Origin of the sequence: Actinosynnema sp. NPDC053489, from assembly GCF_044544865.1 — a bacterium.
Lineage (GTDB): Bacteria > Actinomycetota > Actinomycetes > Mycobacteriales > Pseudonocardiaceae > Actinosynnema.
The window spans coordinates 322,447-340,912 of record NZ_JBITXT010000006.1; the positions used below are offsets into that span (position 1 = coordinate 322,447).

The 18,466-nt window shown below is 70.3% G+C and carries 13 protein-coding genes and 3 tRNA genes; 13 read left to right on the top strand and 3 right to left on the bottom strand.

All coding sequences use genetic code 11. From position 1 onward, the window contains the following. Positions 1–57 precede the first annotated feature (57 nt). Together ACIGNX_RS16380 and ACIGNX_RS16385 are read left to right on the top strand one after the other, a co-directional pair. Positions 58–1,401, top strand: coding sequence for a hypothetical protein (locus ACIGNX_RS16380; protein ID WP_396540698.1), 1,344 nt, complete (start codon positions 58–60; stop codon positions 1,399–1,401). Positions 1,402–1,523: 122 nt separating this feature from the next. Beyond that, positions 1,524–1,610, top strand: a tRNA-Ser gene (locus tag ACIGNX_RS16385). Between the two features lie 54 nt (positions 1,611–1,664). Here ACIGNX_RS16385 and ACIGNX_RS16390 read toward each other — a convergent pair. Further along, positions 1,665–2,135: a MarR family winged helix-turn-helix transcriptional regulator gene (locus ACIGNX_RS16390; RefSeq protein ID WP_396540700.1), complete on the bottom strand. Its 471-nt coding sequence runs from the start codon at positions 2,133–2,135 to the stop codon at positions 1,665–1,667. A 132-nt stretch (positions 2,136–2,267) separates the two neighbouring features. Here ACIGNX_RS16390 and ACIGNX_RS16395 point away from each other — a divergent pair, with 132 nt between their 5' ends. From ACIGNX_RS16395 to ACIGNX_RS16405, 3 genes are all read left to right on the top strand, one after another. Further along, positions 2,268–4,001, top strand: coding sequence for a bifunctional metallophosphatase/5'-nucleotidase (locus tag ACIGNX_RS16395; protein ID WP_396540702.1), 1,734 nt, complete (start codon positions 2,268–2,270; stop codon positions 3,999–4,001). Positions 4,002–4,550: 549 nt separating this feature from the next. Beyond that, a complete protein-coding gene (locus ACIGNX_RS16400) occupies positions 4,551–5,453 on the top strand; it encodes a neutral zinc metallopeptidase (protein ID WP_396540704.1) in 903 nt (300 codons plus the stop codon). A 591-nt stretch (positions 5,454–6,044) separates the two neighbouring features. Continuing rightward, positions 6,045–6,794: a sulfite exporter TauE/SafE family protein gene (locus ACIGNX_RS16405; RefSeq protein ID WP_396540706.1), complete on the top strand. Its 750-nt coding sequence runs from the start codon at positions 6,045–6,047 to the stop codon at positions 6,792–6,794. Between the two features lie 4 nt (positions 6,795–6,798). On the opposite strand, the gene hisC is transcribed toward ACIGNX_RS16405, so the two are convergent. Next, positions 6,799–7,866: a histidinol-phosphate transaminase gene (gene hisC, locus ACIGNX_RS16410; RefSeq protein ID WP_396540708.1), complete on the bottom strand. Its 1,068-nt coding sequence runs from the start codon at positions 7,864–7,866 to the stop codon at positions 6,799–6,801. 121 nt (positions 7,867–7,987) lie between these two features. On the opposite strand from hisC, the gene ACIGNX_RS16415 reads away from it, so the two are divergent. From ACIGNX_RS16415 to ACIGNX_RS16445, 7 genes are all read left to right on the top strand, one after another. Then, positions 7,988–8,665: a dienelactone hydrolase family protein gene (locus ACIGNX_RS16415; protein WP_396540710.1), complete on the top strand. Its 678-nt coding sequence runs from the start codon at positions 7,988–7,990 to the stop codon at positions 8,663–8,665. Positions 8,666–8,947: 282 nt separating this feature from the next. Further along, entirely contained in the window at positions 8,948–9,406 is a 459-nt protein-coding gene (locus ACIGNX_RS16420; RefSeq protein WP_396540712.1) for a hypothetical protein, read from the top strand. Then, positions 9,406–10,728 carry a PPE domain-containing protein gene (locus ACIGNX_RS16425; protein WP_396540714.1) on the top strand — a complete coding sequence of 441 codons (1,323 nt, stop codon included), beginning with the start codon at positions 9,406–9,408 and terminating at the stop codon, positions 10,726–10,728. Before ACIGNX_RS16420 ends, ACIGNX_RS16425 begins: the two co-directional genes overlap by 1 nt. After that, positions 10,725–11,489: an ESX secretion-associated protein EspG gene (locus ACIGNX_RS16430; protein ID WP_396540716.1), complete on the top strand. Its 765-nt coding sequence runs from the start codon at positions 10,725–10,727 to the stop codon at positions 11,487–11,489. The genes ACIGNX_RS16425 and ACIGNX_RS16430 overlap by 4 nt, the downstream gene beginning before the upstream one ends. A 59-nt stretch (positions 11,490–11,548) precedes the next feature. Beyond that, a complete protein-coding gene (locus tag ACIGNX_RS16435; protein WP_396540718.1) occupies positions 11,549–13,543 on the top strand; it encodes an acetoacetate--CoA ligase in 1,995 nt (664 codons plus the stop codon). A gap of 117 nt (positions 13,544–13,660) precedes the next feature. Beyond that, positions 13,661–13,750: transfer RNA gene (locus ACIGNX_RS16440), tRNA-Ser, on the top strand. Between the two features lie 39 nt (positions 13,751–13,789). Next, positions 13,790–13,865: transfer RNA gene (locus ACIGNX_RS16445), tRNA-Arg, on the top strand. Between the two features lie 1,067 nt (positions 13,866–14,932). Here the strand turns inward: ACIGNX_RS16445 and ACIGNX_RS16450 are convergent. After that, positions 14,933–15,121, bottom strand: a complete 189-nt coding sequence (locus tag ACIGNX_RS16450) for a hypothetical protein (protein ID WP_396540720.1) — start codon at positions 15,119–15,121, stop codon at positions 14,933–14,935. Between the two features lie 269 nt (positions 15,122–15,390). Here ACIGNX_RS16450 and ACIGNX_RS16455 point away from each other — a divergent pair, with 269 nt between their 5' ends. Next, positions 15,391–18,363, top strand: a complete 2,973-nt coding sequence (locus tag ACIGNX_RS16455; protein ID WP_396540722.1) for an AAA family ATPase — start codon at positions 15,391–15,393, stop codon at positions 18,361–18,363. The last annotated feature ends 103 nt before the right edge of the window (positions 18,364–18,466 follow it).

Sequence of the window (18,466 nt, forward strand, 5' to 3'; positions counted from 1 at the left end):
GGACTGGCTGGAAGACCGACGCCTTCACACACTGTGCGCTGTCAGGAAAGAGGATCAATGCGTCGTTCCGCTGCGCTGCTGGTCGCCACGGCGGCGACCGCGGCCGTGGTGACGGCCGCGGCCCCGGCCAACGCCGAGCCCGTGACCGCCCACAACGGTGACCAGGTCGCCCGCACCGCAGTGTCGGTGGACCGGGTCGGCCGGTCGGGCCGCCCGTTCGGCACGAAGACCACCGGCACCACCGCCCAGGAAGCCCAGGCCGAGGAGTACCAGGGCACGCGGTTCATCCCGACCGCGCCCCGCCGCATCCTCGACACCCGCAGCGGCCTCGGCCGCGGCGGCGTCACCGCGCCCGTGGGCGCGGGCGGGCGCATCGAGGTCCCCGTCGACAACCTGCCGCAGTACACCCTCGCGGTCGTGCTGAACGTGACGGGCACGTCGCCCACCGCCAACACCTACGTCACGGTGTGGGAGGGCGGCGCGGACATCGCCAAGCCCGGCGTGTCGACGCTGAACCTGGTGCCCGGCGAGACCCGCGCCAACTCGGTCACCACCTGGGTGTCGCTGGACAACACCGTCAACCTCTACAACAACGCGGGCACCACGCACCTGATCGCGGACGTCGCGGGCTACTACGTCTACGACAACCCGGGCACGAGCCCGACCCCCGGCCGCTACTTCGCGACCGGCCCCACCCGCGTGTACGACTCCCGCAACACCGGCGGCGCGTTCCGGGCCGCCGAGTCGCGCGCCATCGACTTCAGCTCCTTCGCCGTGCCCGTGGGCGCGACGGCCGTGTCCCTGAACGTGACCGGCGTGGACGCGACCGAGAACACCTACGTGACCGCGTGGCCGACCGGCGTCTCCCGGCCCACCGCGTCGAGCCTCAACGTCGCGCCGCGGGCCACCACGCCCAACGGCGTGACCGTCGCCCTCGGCTCCGACCGCAAGGTCAACCTCTACAACAACGCGGGCAACGTCCACCTGGTCGTCGACATCGCCGGGTACTACCTGCCCACCGAGAACGGCGGCGCGGACTTCTACCCGGTCACGCCGGGCCGCGCGTTCGACACCCGCGACTCGGGCCCGATCGCGCCGGCCGAGACGCTGACGCTGCTTTACCTCGACGCCGACCTGCAGCCGGGCAACAGCCTGCTGCTGAACCTGACCGGCACCGAGCCGACCGCCAACACCTACGTCACGCCGTTCCCGGCCGGCGCGAACCGCCCCGGCACCTCGGCGCTGAACCTGGTGCCCGGCCAGACCTCGCCGAACATGGCCACGGTCCGCCTGGGCACCGCGTACGACGAGATCGACAACGTGAACCGGCCCGCGCACGCGTTCTACAACAACGCGGGCAACACGCACCTGGTCATCGACGTGTTCGGCATCTTCGCCTGACCGACGACCCGTCGGGGCACCACCGCGGACGCGCAGGGACCGGTTCACCGGTCCCCGCGCGTTCGTCCGTCCGGGGGCGGCGCACCTCGCGGGCGACGCCCGTCGGCTAGGCTCGCCGCAGGGGTAGCGTGCCCGAGCGGCCTAAGGGACACGTCTTGAAAACGTGCGAGGGTTGATCCCCTCCGTGGGTTCAAATCCCACCGCTACCGCACTGTCGCAGCGCCCCCGCACCCCTGACCGGGTGCGGGGGCGCTGTCGCGCGGTCAGCCGTTCACGTCCCGCAGGTGCCCGATGATCCGCTCGAACACCACGGCCAGGACCTCCTGCTCCTCGCGCGAGAGCAGGTCGACCATGTGCTCGCGCACGCCCGCGACGTGGGTCGGCGCGGAGGCCTCCAGCAGCGCCATGCCCGCGTCGGTCAGCTCGGCGAACACGCCCCGGCCGTCCTCCGGGCACTCCCGCCGGCGCAGCAGCCCCTCCCGCTCCATCCGCGCCACCTGGTGCGACACCCGGCTCTTGGACGACGCCACCTCGTCGGCGAGTTGCGACATCCGCATGCGCCGTGCCGGTTGCTCCGACAAGCGCACCAACACCTCGTAGTCGGCCAGTGACACGCCGTGCCCGTCCTGCAGCTCCCGGTGCAACCGGTCGGCGAGCATCGACGCCCCGACCACGTAGTTGCGCCAGGCGCGCATCTCCCCCTCGTCGAGCCAGCGCGGCTCCCGCTCAGTCACCCCACCAGGTTAGGCGCGGATATCCGTTAACGGACGATCCACCGACACGTCTGGTGCCGGTCAGCTCCGCCAGGCAAACTCCTGCGCCGTACCGCGCCCTCCTACCGGGGCGCCGCAGGGAGGACCCACCCCATGACCCCGTTCCGACGCACCGCGCGGCGCACCGCCGCGCTCGCGGTCACCGCCGCGGCAGCGCTCGCGGTCACGTTGACGCAGCAACCGGCGATGGCCGACAAGGACGACCGGCCCGCGCGCACCGTCGACGTGCGCCTGATCGGCATCAACGACCTGCACGGCAACATCGAGCCGCCGACGGGCTCCTCGGGCCGCGTCACGCTGGCCGACGGCACGCAGGTCGAGGCGGGCGGCGCGGCCTACAACGCCACCCACATCCGCAACCTCGAGGCCGAGGTGCGCAACTCGGTGGTCGTCGGCCAGGGCGACCTGATCGGCGCGTCCCCGATCGTCTCGGCGCTGTTCCACGACGAGCCGACCGTCGAGGTCCTCAACCGGGTCGGCCTGGACGCCACCGCCGCCGGCAACCACGAGTTCGACGAGGGCTACCAGGAGCTGCTGCGGGTGCAGCGCGGCGGCTGCCACCCGACCGACGGCTGCCAGTTCCGCGACACCTTCGGCGGCGCGAAGTACCCGATCCTGGGCGCGAACGTGACGCTGGCCAAGAACGGCCTGCCCGCGCTGCCGCCGTTCTGGGTCGAGTTCCGCGACGGCGTGCCGATCGGGTTCATCGGCATGCCGCTCAAGGACGTGCCGATCCTCGTCGACCCGAACGGGATCAAGCAGCTCGAGTTCGGTGACGAGGTCGCCGCCGCCAACCGGTACGCCGACCTGCTCAACGGCCTCGGCGTGAAGACGATCGTGCTGCTGGTGCACCAGGGCGACAACACCTCGGGCGGCGGCCCGGACGACTGCCGCACCACGCCCGGCGGTCCCGGCCGGCGGATCGCCGAGCAGGTCAGCCCGAAGATCGACGTGGTGTTCTCCGGCCACAGCCACCAGCACTACAACTGCACGGTCACCGACCCGGCCGGCAACCCGCGGCCGTTCATCGAGGGCCTGGCGTTCGGGCGCGAGCTGTCCGTGGTCGACCTGAAGGTCGACAAGCGGACCCGCGACGTCGTCCGCTCCGCCACCGTCGCCCGCAACCACGTGGTGACCCGCACCGTCACCCCGGACCCCGAGGTCCAGTCGATCATCGACCTGGCCAGGTCCAAGTCCGGGCCGATCGCCAACCGCCGGGTCGGCACCATCGCGCAGGACATCCCGCGGGCGCAGAACGCGGCGGGCGAGTCCCCGCTGGGCAACCTGATCGCCGACTCGCAGCTGGCCGCCACCACCGGCAACGGCGCGGTGCTCGCGCTGATGAACCCGGGCGGTGTGCGCGCCGACCTCACCTACGCCTCCTCGCCCGCGGGCGAGGGCGACGGCGTGGTGACCTACGGCGAGGCGTTCACCGTGCAGCCCTTCGGCAACATCCTGCAGACCGTCACCTTGAAGGGCTCGCAGATCAAGGAGGCGCTGGAGCAGCAGTGGCAGGTCGTCAACAACCAGCAGCGGCAGATCGTGCTGCAGCCGTCGAGCGGCCTGAGCTACTCCTGGTCGGCGTCCGCGCCGCTGGGCTCCAAGGTGTCGAACATCGTCCTGAACGGCTCGCCGCTGGACCTGAACGCGAACTACCGCGTGACGATCAACAGCTTCCTCCAGGGCGGCGGTGACGGCTTCGGCGCGTTCACCGGCGGCACCGAGATCACCGGCGGCGGCATCGACCTGGACGCCTTCACGGCGTACCTGTCGGCGCACCCGAACACCGCCCCGCCGGCGCTGGGTCGCATCACCACCACCCCGTGACGCGGTGCGCGGCGGGCGGGCCCTCCGGCTCGCCCGCTGCGCGGTCACGGTGCGCGGCGAGCGCGGCCCTGAGCCGGATGAATCTCGTTTCACCAGTTCAGGGGCTTCCCCAGCGGTTGTGCATCCGGCCGGACAGGCGCATCCTCGAAGCAGGACCTGCCACCGGCGGAACCCGAGCCGACCCGCCGGCGGCACGCCCGGAAGGGGTAGGTGGTGCGGTGCTGGTAAGTCCTCGCGGTGACGAGCCGCGTACGAACCGCGACCCCGCGGGCGGAGCGGTCAGCAGACCGGCCCGATCGCGACCGTGAGCGGTTCCGACGAGGTTTCGAGCGCACGGCGCCGGCGGCGCCATCGTCGCGCTTGCGATTGTTGACCCGGGAGCCTCAGGGCGTCGTCTCCACCGTCGGCGCCGACCGCGGTCCACGCCTACCTCGTCGCGCAGGTTTTCGTCACTTCCACATGGGAAAACCCGGGTGCGGTGCCAGGATAGGGCCCCGCACCCGGGGCTCTGCCCTGTCCGGGTCCGGTGCTCACCCTGGGAGGACGCGCGTGCAGTTCAACGAGAACGCCGAGCTCGACACGTCGCAGGTCAGCGACCAGCGCGGCGTGGGCGGCCGGGTCGCCCTGGGCGGCGGCGGGCTGGGCATCGTCGGCCTGATCCTGTACTTCGTGCTCTCGCAGCTCGGGGGAGGCGGGCAGCTGCCCTCCGGCTCCGGGTTCGGCGACGTGGGCGACGGCAGGCAGGTCGGCTCCGAGGCCATCAAGGAGAAGTGCCGCACGGGCGCGGACGCCAACCGCGAGTCGGACTGCCGCGCGGTGGCGTTCATCAACTCGATCCAGGGCTACTGGACCGACCAGTTCGCCCGCTCGGGCCGGACCTACCAGCCCGCCCAGACGAACTTCTTCTCCGGCAGCGTGTCGACCCGGTGCGGCAGCGCCTCGTCCGCGGTGGGCCCGTTCTACTGCCCGGCGGACCAGCAGGTCTACATCGACCTGGGCTTCTTCCAGGAGCTCCAGCAGAAGTTCGGCGCCACCGGCGGGCCGTTCGTCGAGGCGTACGTGCTGGCGCACGAGTACGGCCACCACATCCAGAACCAGCTCGGCACGTCCGACCGGGTCGGCCAGGAGTCCGGCCCGAAGTCGGGCTCGGTCCGGCTGGAGCTGCAGGCCGACTGCTACGCGGGCGCCTGGGCCAACCACGCGGAGAGCGTGCCCACCGCGTCCGGCCAGCCGCTGATCAGCGGCGTGACGCAGCAGGACGTGGACGCGGCGCTGGACGCGGCCTCCCGCATCGGCGACGACTTCATCCAGGGCGAGCTGGGCGGCGGCCACATCGACACGACCAAGTTCACGCACGGCACGTCGGCGCAGCGCCAGAAGTGGTACTCGACCGGCTACCAGTCGGGCGACCCGGCGCGCTGCAACACGTTCGACACCGACAACCTGGGCTGACCCCGACCACTCCGGTCCAGATCACTCCGGCCCGGATCACTCCGGCCCAGATCACTCCGGCCCGGATCACTCAGGCCCGGATCACTTCCGGAACCGACCGCGCCGCCCCACCGCACCGGGGGCGGCGCGGTCGTCGTTCCAGGGACCGTCCGCCAGAGGTGCCGCTGCGTTCCACCGTCGGTGTGGAACCGGTAGCGCGCCTCGGCTTCGGCGGGCATACCACCGGGAAGGCAGGTCACCCGCACACCTGGAAGTCATCCTGCCCGCCGTCCGCTACGACACCGGCACGCTGTTCCGGATCACCGGTCCGGCCGGATCACCGAGGTGGCCCTCGACCGGCCCCTGGTCGGCGGCGACGGCGGGGACCCGCGCCCGGACAGCGCGCCCGCCGCGCGGCGGTCACGTGGTCGACGGCGACCCGGTCGTGCTGGTCTCCGGAACCGGCCGGTCCGACTCCTTCACCCCGCGCGGGCTGTGATCGGCCGGTGAAACCCGTGCCCGGCGCGCGGCGGTGTCGTGGTCACCACACCGCCGCACGTCGGAGGCGGTGTTAGCGTCGCTGACCGAACCGGGAGAGCAGGGAGCGTGGCCGTGACGGTGGTGGAGGCGATCGTCGTCGTCCTGGCCGGCGTGTTCGCCGGCGGGATCAACACCGTGGTCGGTTCGGGCACGCTGGTGACGTTCCCGGTGCTGCTGGCCGTCGGCTACCCGCCGGTGGTGGCCAACGTCTCCAACAGCCTCGGCCTGGTGCCCGGCTCGCTCAGCGGCGCGTTCGGCTACCGGCGCGAGCTGACCGGGCAGGCGGACCGGGTCAAGCGGCTGCTGCCCGCCTCGGTCCTCGGCGGCGTGGTCGGCGCGATCCTGCTCGTCGTGCTGCCGGAGGACGCGTTCTCCGCCATCGTGCCCGTGCTGATCGCCATCGCGCTGGTGCTGGTCGTCGCGCAGCCGTGGCTCAACCGCAAGCTCGCCGAGCGCGACCGGCACGAGCACGGCGGCCTGGCGCTGTGGGTCGGCGTGTTCCTCGCCGGCATCTACGGCGGCTACTTCGGCGCGGCGCAGGGCGTGCTGGTGATGGGCCTGATGGGCGTGCTGATGAACGAGCACATCCAGCGGATGAACGCCCTGAAGAACGTGCTGACCGCGTTCGTCAACCTGGTCGCCGGCGTGCTGTTCATCTTCATCGCCGACGTGGCCTGGCTCGCCGTGCTGCTGCTGGCCGTCGGCTCGGTCGTCGGCGGTCAGATCGGCGCGAAGGTCGGCCGCCGACTCCCACCGGCCGCGCTGCGCGCGGTGATCGTGGTGGTGGGAGTCGTGGCCATCGTCCAACTGCTCACCCGCTGACCGCTCAGCCGGCGAACGACCTGGCGGCCGCCAGGAACGCGTCGTTCTCCTCGGGCTCGCCGATCGTCACGCGCGCCCCGTCGCCGGCGAACGCCCGCACGACCACCTTGTGCGCCAGGCAGTGCTCGTTGAACGCCGCCGTGCGCTCGCCCAGCGGCAGCCACACGAAGTTCGCCTGGGACTCGGGCACCTCGAACCCGGCGGCCAGCAGCCCACCGCGCACCCTGGCCCGCTCCGCGACGATCGCCCGGCACCGCGCCATCAGCTCGTCCTCGGCGTCCAGCGACGCCAGCGCGGCGACCTGGGCCAGGGCGTTCACGCTGAACGGCACGTAGACCTTGCGCAGCGTCTCCGCCACCGCGGGCGACGCCACCGCGTACCCGACGCGCAGCCCGGCCAGCCCGTACGCCTTGGAGAACGTGCGCAGCACGGCCACGTTGTCCCGGCCCGCGGCCCACATCGCCTTGGCCAGCTCCACGCCGTCGGGCACCTCGGGGTCGTCGACGAACTCCTTGTACGCCTCGTCGATCACCACCAGCACGTCCGACGGCACCCGCTCCACGAACCGCTCGATGTCGGTCGCCCGCAACGCCGTCCCGGTGGGGTTGTTGGGGTTGCACACGAAGACCAGGCGCGTGGCCGGGGTGATCGCGTCGGCCATCGCGTCGAGGTCGAGCGCGTGGCCGGGCGTCAGCGGCACCCGCGCCTGCCGGGCGCCCACGACCGCGGTGATGATCGGGTACGCCTCGAACGAGCGCCACGCGAACACCACCTCGTCGGCCTCGGTGCAGGTGGCCTGCACGAGCTGCTGGCACAGCGTCACCGAGCCGCAGCCCACGGCCAGGTGGTCGGCGGGCACGCCGAGCTTGTCCGCCAGTCGCGCCACGAGGTCGGTGGCGGCGGTGTCGGGGTAGCGGTTCACGGCGGTGGCCGCGTCCGCGATCGCCCGCACCACGCTGGGCAGCGGTCCGGCCGACACCTCGTTGCTGGCCAGCTTGATCGCGCCGGGGATCGTCTTCCCGGGCACGTAACCGGGCAGGGCGACGAGGTCGGCACGGGTTCGCACGGTCATCCAAGGACTCCCTTCGGGGTTCTGCGCCGGACGTTATCCGGTGATAGGGCCGGATGGGGCATACCCGCAGTACGGATGCTCACGTTGACTGGCGTTCACCCCCACGTGGAAGGGTTGGCACATGACTCCTACCCGCACCGAGACGCTCTCCCTCACCGACGGCCGCGAGCTGCGGCTGACCGTCGCCGAGCCGGAGAACTCCGTCCGCGGCGGCCTGGTCGTGCTGCACGAGGCGCGCGGCGTCACCGACACCGTCCGCGGGTTGGTCAGCGGGCTGGCCGCCGAGGGGTGGCTCGCGGTCGCGCCGCACCTCTACGACGAGGTGTCCGGTGACGAGGCGCCGGCCATGGTGAGCGGGCTGTCGGGCGACGCCGTGCTGGCCGACACCGACGTCGCGTTCGTCTGGCTGGGGCAGCACGGGGTGAGCCAGGACCGCATGGGCGTCATGGGCTTCGACCTGGGCGGATCGGTCGCGATGGTGGTTGCGGGAAGCCGAACCATCGGCGCGGCGGTCACCGTCGGTGGCGGTGGCATCCTCGAACCGCTGGCCGACGGGCTGCCGTCGCTGGTGGAGGTGGCGGAGGAGCTGACGTGCCCGTGGCTGGGCCTGTACGGCGACGACGACGGTGAGATCCCGGTCGACGACGTGGAGAAGTTGCGCGACGCGGCGGCGGCGGCCCCGGTGGCGACGGACGTGGTCCGGTTCGCCCACACCGGCCACCGGTTCGACACCACGCCCGAGGTCAGCGCGGAGGCGTGGCAGCGGGCGCTGAACTGGTTCGACTCACATCTTCGCTAAGGCTCTGGTCGGAGGCTTGGAACCGAACGGGCTTCCCGGTACATCTAAGGGTGGCGTCCGGAACGCCTGGTTCCTCCTCGTCGCGGCTAACGCGCGGTCGGCTCGCGGCGAATCGCAGTGCAGGGGGTAGTGATGAGCGACGGGAACACGGTCCCACTCGCGGGTGCGCCGGTGGCGCAGGTCCCGCCCGGTTTCACGCCGTCCGCCGCGGGTCAGCCCGCGGCCGTGCCGGGGGCGGTGGCGCCACCCGCTCCGACGCCGGTGCCCGAATCGTCACCCACCGTGACGCTGCCCGCGCCCGCCGCCGTCGACCCCGAGGCGGCGAAGCCCGCGGCCGAGAGCTTCGCGAAGGCGGCGCAGACCGACCTCGACAAGGCCACCACCGCGCTGGGCGCGGTGGACAAGGACTCCGTCCGGCTCGACCTCGACAAGCAGGGCGTCGCCGACCTGCTCAAGCTGGTGTCGCAGGCCCGCGCCCTGGTCGACACCGTGCACAGCCGCGCCGTGAACAACCTCGACGTCGACCTCAAGTTCGGCAACAACTGGGTGAGCGACGCCATCAGCAGGCGGTTGCGCGAGGTCGCCGTGGGGAATGAGGAATCCGCGGTCAACGTGATCGGGGACTTCATGCAGGTGCTCTTCGAGGTCGAGCAGACCATCCGCGACGCGGCGCGGAACCTGGAACGGGCCGACGACGAAGCCGCGGACGCCTTCGGCTCCGCGGGGGAGGCCAAGGGCTGATGGGCGACAACAGGCACGGCGGGAACCACGGCGGCGGCCAGGGCCACGGCGGTCAGCACCACGGCGGTCAGCACCACGGGGGCGGCCACGACAAGCCGACCGACCTCGGCCAGAAGGTCGACTGGATGACCTACAGCCACCAGCAGCTGTGGGAGATGATCAACACCGGGGTCGACCTGAAGGCCGCGAGCAGCGCCCAGGCCGACTGGGCGACCGTGGGCAAGGCCCTGGGCGAGGTGCAGGAGCTGCTGGCCAAGGCGATCGGCCAGTCCAGCCAGGCGTGGACCGGCGAGTCGGCCGAGCGCGCCCGCGAGGCCCTGGAGTCGGTCGAGAAGTGGGCGCTGAACACCAGCGAGCACGCCGACAACGTGGCCAAGTGCATCGCCACCGAGATCGAGCACGTGCAGACGGCGCGCGAGATGATGCCGCCGCCCGCGCCCGCGCCGCCGGTCGTCACGCCGGTCGCCGACGCGGCGGGCCCGGTCGCCGCGCCCACGCCGGTCGCCGCCCCGCGCTCGCCGCTGCTGCGCAACCGGCCGGCCGAGGACGCGGGCTACCAGGCGCCGCCCTCCGCGGTCGGCGAAGGCATCCTCACGAGCCCGACGGCGCCGCGCACGACGCCCGGCGCGTTCACCGGCATCGACTCCATCGCCGCGCCCGCGATCGACTCGGTCGTCGCGGCGGACGCCACGCACCGCCAGGCCGCCGAGGTCATGGCGATGTTCCAGATGAACTCCTACGAGGTCGACCGGACCGTGCCGTCGTTCGCGCCGCCGACCAACCCGCTCGCACCGCCCCCGCCGCCGCCCGTGGTCGTCCCGCAGACCCCGCCGGCCGCCGACGGCGGTGGCGGCCAGGTCGTGGTGAACAACACCAACCCGGCCCCGACCGCGCCCCAGAACCAGAACCAGAATCACACCCAGAGCCAGAGCCAGCGTCCCGGCGGCACGCCCGCCCAGTTCGGCCGCGGCGGGTTCGCGGGCGGTCGCGGCTTCGGCGGTGGTGGTCGCGGGGTCGTGCCCACGCCCGTCGGCGCGGCGGGCGGTGGCGGTGGCGGTCCCGTGGCCGGCCCCGGCGGGTCGACGGGCGCGCTCAACGCGGACCGCGGCAACGCCAACCCGGGCAGCGTGACCAGCCAGTTCCAGGCGCCCAAGTCGGTCACGCCGCAGTCCGGCATGATCGGCGCCGCCCCGATGGCCGCGCCGCCGCCCGTCGCCGGCGGCGGCAACGAGCGGGACCGCAACCGTCCCGGTTACCTCGAGGACGACGACAACGTCTTCGGGGTGGACCGCAAGGCCGCACCACCGGTGATCGGCCTGTGACCGAGCGCGTCTTCCGGCTCAGCGAACTGGAGTTCTTCCTCCTCTGGCAGGCGGTGCACCGCGACGCCCACCCGGTCCCGCTGGGCGTGCGCCACTTCGGGCACACCCAACGGGAGCGGGAGTCGCTGGTCGAGAGCGCGTCCCGCGACCTCGCCGCCCGCGGCCTGGGCACCGTGCGGCGGCCCGACGAGGAGCTGTACGGGCTGCTGCGCGGCCTGGCCGAGTTCGAGGTCGGCCTGGAGGTGTTCTTCACCGTCCGCGGCGGCCAGGCCCGCGGGCTGGCCACCGCCGCGTGGCACGGCGCGTTCGCGGGCAGGCTCGGCAACCAGGTGCAGGTGGCCGGGTTCCGGCCCACCTCCCTGGCCGCCACCACCGTCAACACCCTGCCGCCCGCGCCGCCGGGCAGCGGCCGCTCGGTGAACGTGCGCTGGGACGACTACCTGGCCGCGGGCCAGGCGGGGGAGCGGGACGGCAGCGAGGGCTTCCTCGACGCGCTGCGCTCCGTCGGCCTGCGCGAGCCGGAGGCCAACACCCTGATGCGCGCCGTGACCACGCGCAGCGGCGGCGGCCAGGTCGGCGTGATCGCCCGCAACCGCGCCGGCTACCTGCACCCGACCGGCTCGGTCGTGTCGTGGCTGGACACCGCCGACGGCCGCTACCTCGTGCGGCGCGACGACGGGTGGCTCGTCGTCGCGCCGACGGACGCGCCGAGGCTGATCTCCGCGGTCGAGGGGCTGGTGGCGAGCGCCGGCCGGAACTGAACCGGTGTGTGGGTCGCTACTGTGGTTCCGGGCCGTCGGATCGGCTAGGAACTTCAGGTATGACCGACATGCGTGCCGGCACCGCCGCCGGTGAGGCGGAAGTCCTGTGGCGCCCCGACCCCACCAGGGTCCAGGGCAGCAGGATGACCGCGTTCCGCTCGTGGCTCTCCGCCAAGGGCCTCGACCTCCCCGACTACGAGTCGCTGTGGGAGTGGTCCACCTCGGACCTGGAGGGGTTCTGGGGCGCGCTCGCGGAGTTCTTCGAGGTGGTGTTCCACAGCCCGCCCACGCGCGTGCTGGAGGCCCCGGTGATGCCCGGCGCGGTCTGGTTCCCCGGTGCCACCCTCAACTACGCGGAGCACGCCCTCAGGGGCCCGGACGACGACCTGGCGGTCGTCTTCCACCGCGAGGACGGGCTGTCGTCGCAACTCACGTACGGCGAGCTGCGCCGCCGTGTGGCCGCCGTGCGCGCCGGGTTCGTGTCGCTGGGCGTGCGGCGGGGTGACCGCGTGGTGGCGCTCGTGCCCAACTCGCCGGAGGCGCTGATCGCCTTCCTGGCGGCGGCGTCGCTGGGCGCGACCTGGTCGTCGTGCTCGCCGGACTTCGGCGCGCGGGCCATCACGGACCGGTTCGCCCAGATCGAGCCGACCGTGCTGGTGGCCGTCGACGGGTACCGGTACAACGGGCGGGCGTTCGACGTGCGGCCCACCGTGGAGCGGCTGCGGTCGGAGATCCCGAGCCTGCGCGCCACCGTGGTGGTCGACTACGTCGGCGGCACCCCGCTGCCCGGCGCGGTGACCTGGGACTCGCTGCTGTCCGAGCACGCCGACGCGCCGCTGGAGTTCGAGCCGGTGCCGTTCGACCACCCCCTGTGGGTGCTCTACTCGTCGGGCACCACCGGGCTGCCCAAGGGCATCGTCCAGGGCCACGGCGGGATCGTGCTCGAGCACCTCAAGATGCTGGCGCTGCACAGCGACCTCGGCCGGGGCGACCGGTTCTTCTGGTTCACCACCACCGGCTGGATGATGTGGAACTTCCTCGTCTCCGGCCTGCTGGTCGGGTCGACCGTCGTGCTGTTCGACGGCAGCCCGGCCCACCCCGACCTCGACGTGCTGTGGCACCTGGCCGAGCAGCACCGCGTGACGTACTTCGGCACGTCCGCCCCGTACATCCAGTCGTGCCTGAAGGAAGGGCTGCGCCCGGCCGAGCGCCACGACCTGACGGGGCTGCGCGTCGTCGGTTCCACGGGCGCGCCCCTGACTCCGGAGGGCTTCCGGTGGATCGCCTCCGCCGTCAGCCCGGACGCGCAGATCGCGTCGGTGTCCGGCGGCACCGATCTGTGCACCGCGTTCGTGGCCGCGGCACCCGACCTGCCGGTCTGGCTGGGCGAGCTGTCGTGCCGCGCGCTGGGCGCGGCCGTGGCGTCGTACTCGGAGGCGGGCGAGCCCGTGGTGGACGAGGTCGGCGAGCTCGTGATCACCAAGCCCATGCCGTCGATGCCGGTGTTCTTCTGGGGCGACGAGGACGGCGCGAAGCTGCGCGAGGCGTACTTCAGCACGTTCGAGGGCGTCTGGCGGCACGGCGACTGGATCCGCATCACGCCACGCGGCTCGGCCGTCATCTACGGCCGCAGCGACTCCACCCTGAACCGCGGCGGGGTCCGCATGGGCACCAGCGAGTTCTACCGGGTCGTCGAGGGCCTGCCGGGCGTGGCGGACTCCCTGGTGATCGACACGTCCGGGGCGGGCAGCACGGACGGCGAGCTGCTGTGCTTCCTGGTCCTGGAGCCGGGCGCGACCCTGGAATCGGTCGAACCGCGCCTGCGCGCGGAACTGCGGACCAACCTCTCCCCGCGCCACGTCCCGAACCGCTTCGTGGCCGTCGAGGAGATCCCGAGGACCCTCAACGGCAAGAAGTGCGAGGTGCCGGTGAAGAAGATCCTGGCCGGCACCCCGCCGGAGCGGGCCGTGAGCCGTGACGCCCTGCGCAACCCGGCGGCACTGGAGCCATTCCTCACCCTGGCCCGAGACCTACCTCACCCCACCACCGCCTGAGACCCGCCCAGCGCCCCCCTCCACCGCCTCTGACCTGGTCGGATGCGGTTAGGAGGGGGGCGTTTTGCTATGGCGGTGGGGGCATGTGTAATCTATGCGTCGTAGCCGAGGGCTCCGGGAGGCTTCGCCTAGTCTGGTCTATGGCGCCGCACTGCTAATGCGGTTTGGGTTTACCGCCCATCCCGGGTTCAAATCCCGGAGCCTCCGCAACACCCGGCTTCGGCCGGGTGACAACTGAAGAACGATGCGCTCGTAGCTCAACGGATAGAGCATCTGACTACGGATCAGAAGGTTGCAGGTTCGAATCCTGCCGAGCGCACCAGGGTAAGTCCAGGTCAGGGCCTTGTTTCGGGTAACGGAGCAGGGTCCTGATTTGTTGTGTGAGGGGCTGCTGTCCCACATCTTCACACGAACGCTCGTACTGCTGCTCAGCCGTAGAGCTTGCCGAGCGCCTCGGTCCCGCTGTGGAGATCCTCGTCACTCGCGTGGACGTAGGTCGAGTACGTGAACGCGGTGTCGTAGTGCCCGGCCCACTTGCTGACGCTCGGAACACCGCGCGCCTACTCACGGGGTGTGGCCGTTTGCAGTGATGGTGCGCATCGCCCACCACCTCTCAGGATCGGACTTTGAGTTCGGCGCACACCATGCGACGGCTGTCACGCGAGTGGAGTCATCAGGGAAGCGAGCACGCGGTTGTCACACAGCGGTGCGGAAGCCGACGGCGCGGCGGCGCCAGTGGCCCCACGCTGGCCGAAGCGACTCCCACACCCTCACGAGGACATCCGAGGCGAAGATCGTCGAGACGCAGTTTGTCCCACTGCAGAGGCGTTACTGCTGGTCAGCCCTTATCAACATCAGCTCGCGTGGATGAGGCCGGTTTCGGACGAGCATGTCGCAAGCCTGCTGAGGACAGGACCGACGATGCGGTCCGTCATGGGGAGGTCTGCGCTTTCAGGACCTTCCGCTCATCAGCTCGTCGGACCGCGTCACCCCTGTCGCCCGGAAGATCGGTGTTGCCGGACTGGTGGCCAGCGGCATCACCGCATCCGCCGCTTCGATCGCGACGGGAGGCCGATCCGCTCGGACGCGCATATGAGGACGGGGATGGCAGCAGGGGTCCTTACTTCACTGTGAAGCGGAAAGAGCACCAGCGGCGATCACACCGGTATGACTGACGCGTCTACCCGCCTCGTGTCCGTCTCACGCACGCGAGGCGGACGTACCGGTTCGAGGTCGCGGCGCACTTCCTTCAGCGCCGACGTGCATCGACCTGCCGTCAGTCGGCGGGCCACGTTCGGCAGGGTGGAATCCAGTGGTTGCCGACCCGGCTGCACCGGTGAGCCGGACGCTCAGATGAGCGTCCGGCTCACCGGTGCAGAGCCGCGTCTCCTACAGCAGGGCCACACCGGTCAGGTGCAGGGCGACAGCGGTGAGACCGGTGGCACCTGTGGCGGTGCCCCAGATCAACTTGAGCACCTTGTAGGCGTCCGCGCGGTGCTCGGGATCGGTGTTGGACAACGCGACGTGGGCGGCGTAGACGGCCAGCACTACGATCACCGCGCCGTACCCGGCGACCAACCACAATCCCAACTTCGGGGCTGCGGTCGCCGCCGATGTGACGGATTGGCCAAGTGTGCCACCTCTGGTAACCAAGTGGGGCATCCAGGACAACGTGATCCTCCAGTGGGTCGTGAGCCTTCTGGTTCCGGTCGGTGATCCGGCCAGGTGGCTGCGGCTGGCGAGCACCGCTTCGGTGTTCGCCATCCCATTGGAGAGAACAGGGAAATTGTCCCGCCAGCACGAGGCGGACAACCAGGTGCGCGGACAAGGTGTGAGGGGTCGCCGATATGGACGACGAACCGTTACAGGCACGGCGCCGTCGAGCAGGCGCACCGCCCAAGATCCACAAAGAAGTGCTGCGTAACCGTTACGGCCAGCATGCTGTGGATCTGGTGATCCGGCTGCGCCGGCTCCAGGACGAGGCTGGCTTTACCGACCTTGAGGCTGCTCGACGCTGGGCGGCCAACGAGCCCGAAGCCGCCCACCGCCACAAGGTGCTCAAGCCGGACGGCGCTGTCGACCGAAAGCGCTTGTCCGAGTTCCTGCACATGGACAAAGGGCCGATCCCCGCCGGGCTGGTCGGGGCGTTCCACACCCTGTGGGCGGACCAACACGCAGGTGACACCCAGACGATCCTGCGTACCGCCGACGAGCTGAGTCGTCTATGTCGCTTGGTAGCAGCCGCAGCCGACCGCGCCGCCCAAACGCCTCCCCCTGCGGCTAAGACGAAGGCGCTGGCCAAGTCCACGCAGATCGACCGCTTGAAGGACGAGTTGATCGAGGTTGGGCGCGACCTCATCCAAACCAAGGAGAGCAGGAACCGCTTCAGCAGCCTGTCCGCCTTCCTGTTCGAGGCGTTGATCCGTCTCCAAAGCACGCACCAGCAACTGATCAAGGAACGCGACGATCTGCTCGCCAAGCTCCACGATGCCGAGTCCGTCGCCCGCGCGGTGCAGGACGCACAGATCGCGGGCGAGCAACTCGCACGCGCCGAACACCAGTTGGACCAAGCCCGCAGACGCGCGAGGGAAGTCGAGGAACTCAACCAGCAGCTGCAGGCCCGTTACCGAATGTTGGCAGCCCGGCTGGCCGAGATGGAGTCCCCCGTCGAGGTTCATCCGACAGCGGCGGCCCTCGCCTCCACCACAACCACAGACCTTCCCGAAGCTGACTCCCTCGCCGAGAACCAGGCCGTCCTCGATCGCGTCGACGACATGCTGCACGAAGACGACGAGTACCTGGCCCGGACGCGGCAACGACTCGCCCACGATGACCTGACCACGTTCGATTCCGACATCGTCGATGCATCGTGGGAAGTCCGCGGCATGCATGTCCAGGACAACCCGGACAACCGCGCTACCTGGCTTTTTCCCAGACCGGGCGATGCGGACAACTCCACTCCCGCACCGAGTGCGATGCCACCCTGGGCGAACGTCCGGACCGGCGACGAACACGCTCCCGCGCCCGTCCGCCGCAGACGTGCCATGGGATGGCGCGACACCCTCCGCACGCTCACCGGTGGCCTGATTCAGTTGGGCCCTTCCCCTGACGAGACCCGACGCGAAGAGCTGATCGCCCGCATCACCCGTCCCATGCTCGGCAACTACAAGATCGCTGTGCTGAGCCTGAAGGGCGGAGTGGGCAAGACCACGGTGACCGCCGCCTTGGGCGCCACCCTGGCCACCCTGCGGAAGAGCAAGGTCATCGCCGTCGACGCCGACCCCGACCGCGGCACCCTTGCCCTGAAGGTACCCAGGGAAACCACCGCCACTGTCCGACACGTTCTGCGTGACGCAGGCAAGATCACCGAGTACCTCGAAGTGCGCCAGTACACCTCTCGGGCGCAGAACGGTCTGGAAGTGCTGGCCTCGGAGCAGGATCCCGCCATCGCCGAAACCTTCAGCGATCATGACTACCTGACACTCATCGGCACACTTCAGCCCTACTACGAGATCGTGCTCACCGACAGCGGCACCGGACTGACCCACTCGGCCATGAAGGGTGTACTGGAACAGGCAGACGTGCTCGTGCTCGTTTCGTCCGGATCGGTGGACGGCGCGCAGACCTCCGCCGCGACGCTCGACTGGCTCGAAGCCCACGGCTACCGCGACCTCGTCGCCCGATCCGTCACGGTGATCAATTCTGTCCGACCGGGCTCTGGCAGGATCGACCTGGACAAACTCGCCGATCACTTCGCGCAGCGCTGCCGTGCCGTGGTTCGCCTCCCCTTCGACCAACACCTGGAAGAAGGGATCGAAGTCGATCTGGGCGAACTCGAACCAGCTACTCGACTTGCGTTATTGGAATTCGCTGCCACCGTCGCCGACGACTTCCCTTCGCCGCCTCCGCCTTCTTACACCGAGTCCGCCCATGTCACTGTCCGGCCGCCCGAAAAGTATGTCGCACGATCAACGCCACGACAGTCCTCCGTATCCGGAAAGAGAATCCCCCCTGATACGATCCCCTGGGTGCGAAAAATCCGAGAACTGGATCTGGCCCTGGCACGCGCCGAAGTATCGTCATATGAACACCGCATGATCCGGGAATGGTTGCTCGACACTGCTGATGCCCTCGACGTTCCGATCAAGGACTCGACCATTCGTCAAGTGATCAACGAACTCGCGCGCACAATATGGCACGACCCGGCCAGGCCGCGAGCTGTCGGAACAGGACAAGCCGGTCCGCAGCGTGTCCTTGAGCCATCCGGCGATGAAGCGACCACAGCTTCTAGGCGATCCTCGGATCCGGGGGGCACCCCACCGTCCGAGGCCGAGAATCTCATCGTACCCGCGGAAAGCAGCAGGCCAGGCGAAGGCGCGGCTGCGACCGTCGACCGTCCGAACTCACACGATGAGGCCGCCGACATCGGCGGCGAGCGAACGACACCCGACTCCTGGAGTGTGTCCTTCGTCAAGCTGATCAACCAGTACGCGACAGGTGAAGTGTCAACGGAAGAATACCGATCACGAAGAGCTTCCCTAATGCGCGCTCGCGAAAAGCTTGCAGCGGATGCCGATCAGGCTTCCCTGGAGATCGATGACTGGCAGAAAAATCTACGCTTCGCCGACACGCTTCTAGCCGCCGGTGAGATCACCGGCGACGAGTATCGTTACGTCAGAGACGAAATCCTGAAAGTCGCACGAGGCGAGAGGCTCTCGGACCGGCGCGGTATCGAATTCATCAAACTGATCCATCTCCATGTCAACAAGGAAATGGGGTCATATGAATTCCGAAAGCAAGTGGACATCCTAATGCGGTAGCTTCGGGCGGCATTCCGTCGTGTTCATGTGGGAAAACGAGCAACAAGTGAAGCCAAACCGGCCGGCGACCAGTTCGTCGACGTTCGTGGACCGTTGCCGCGGT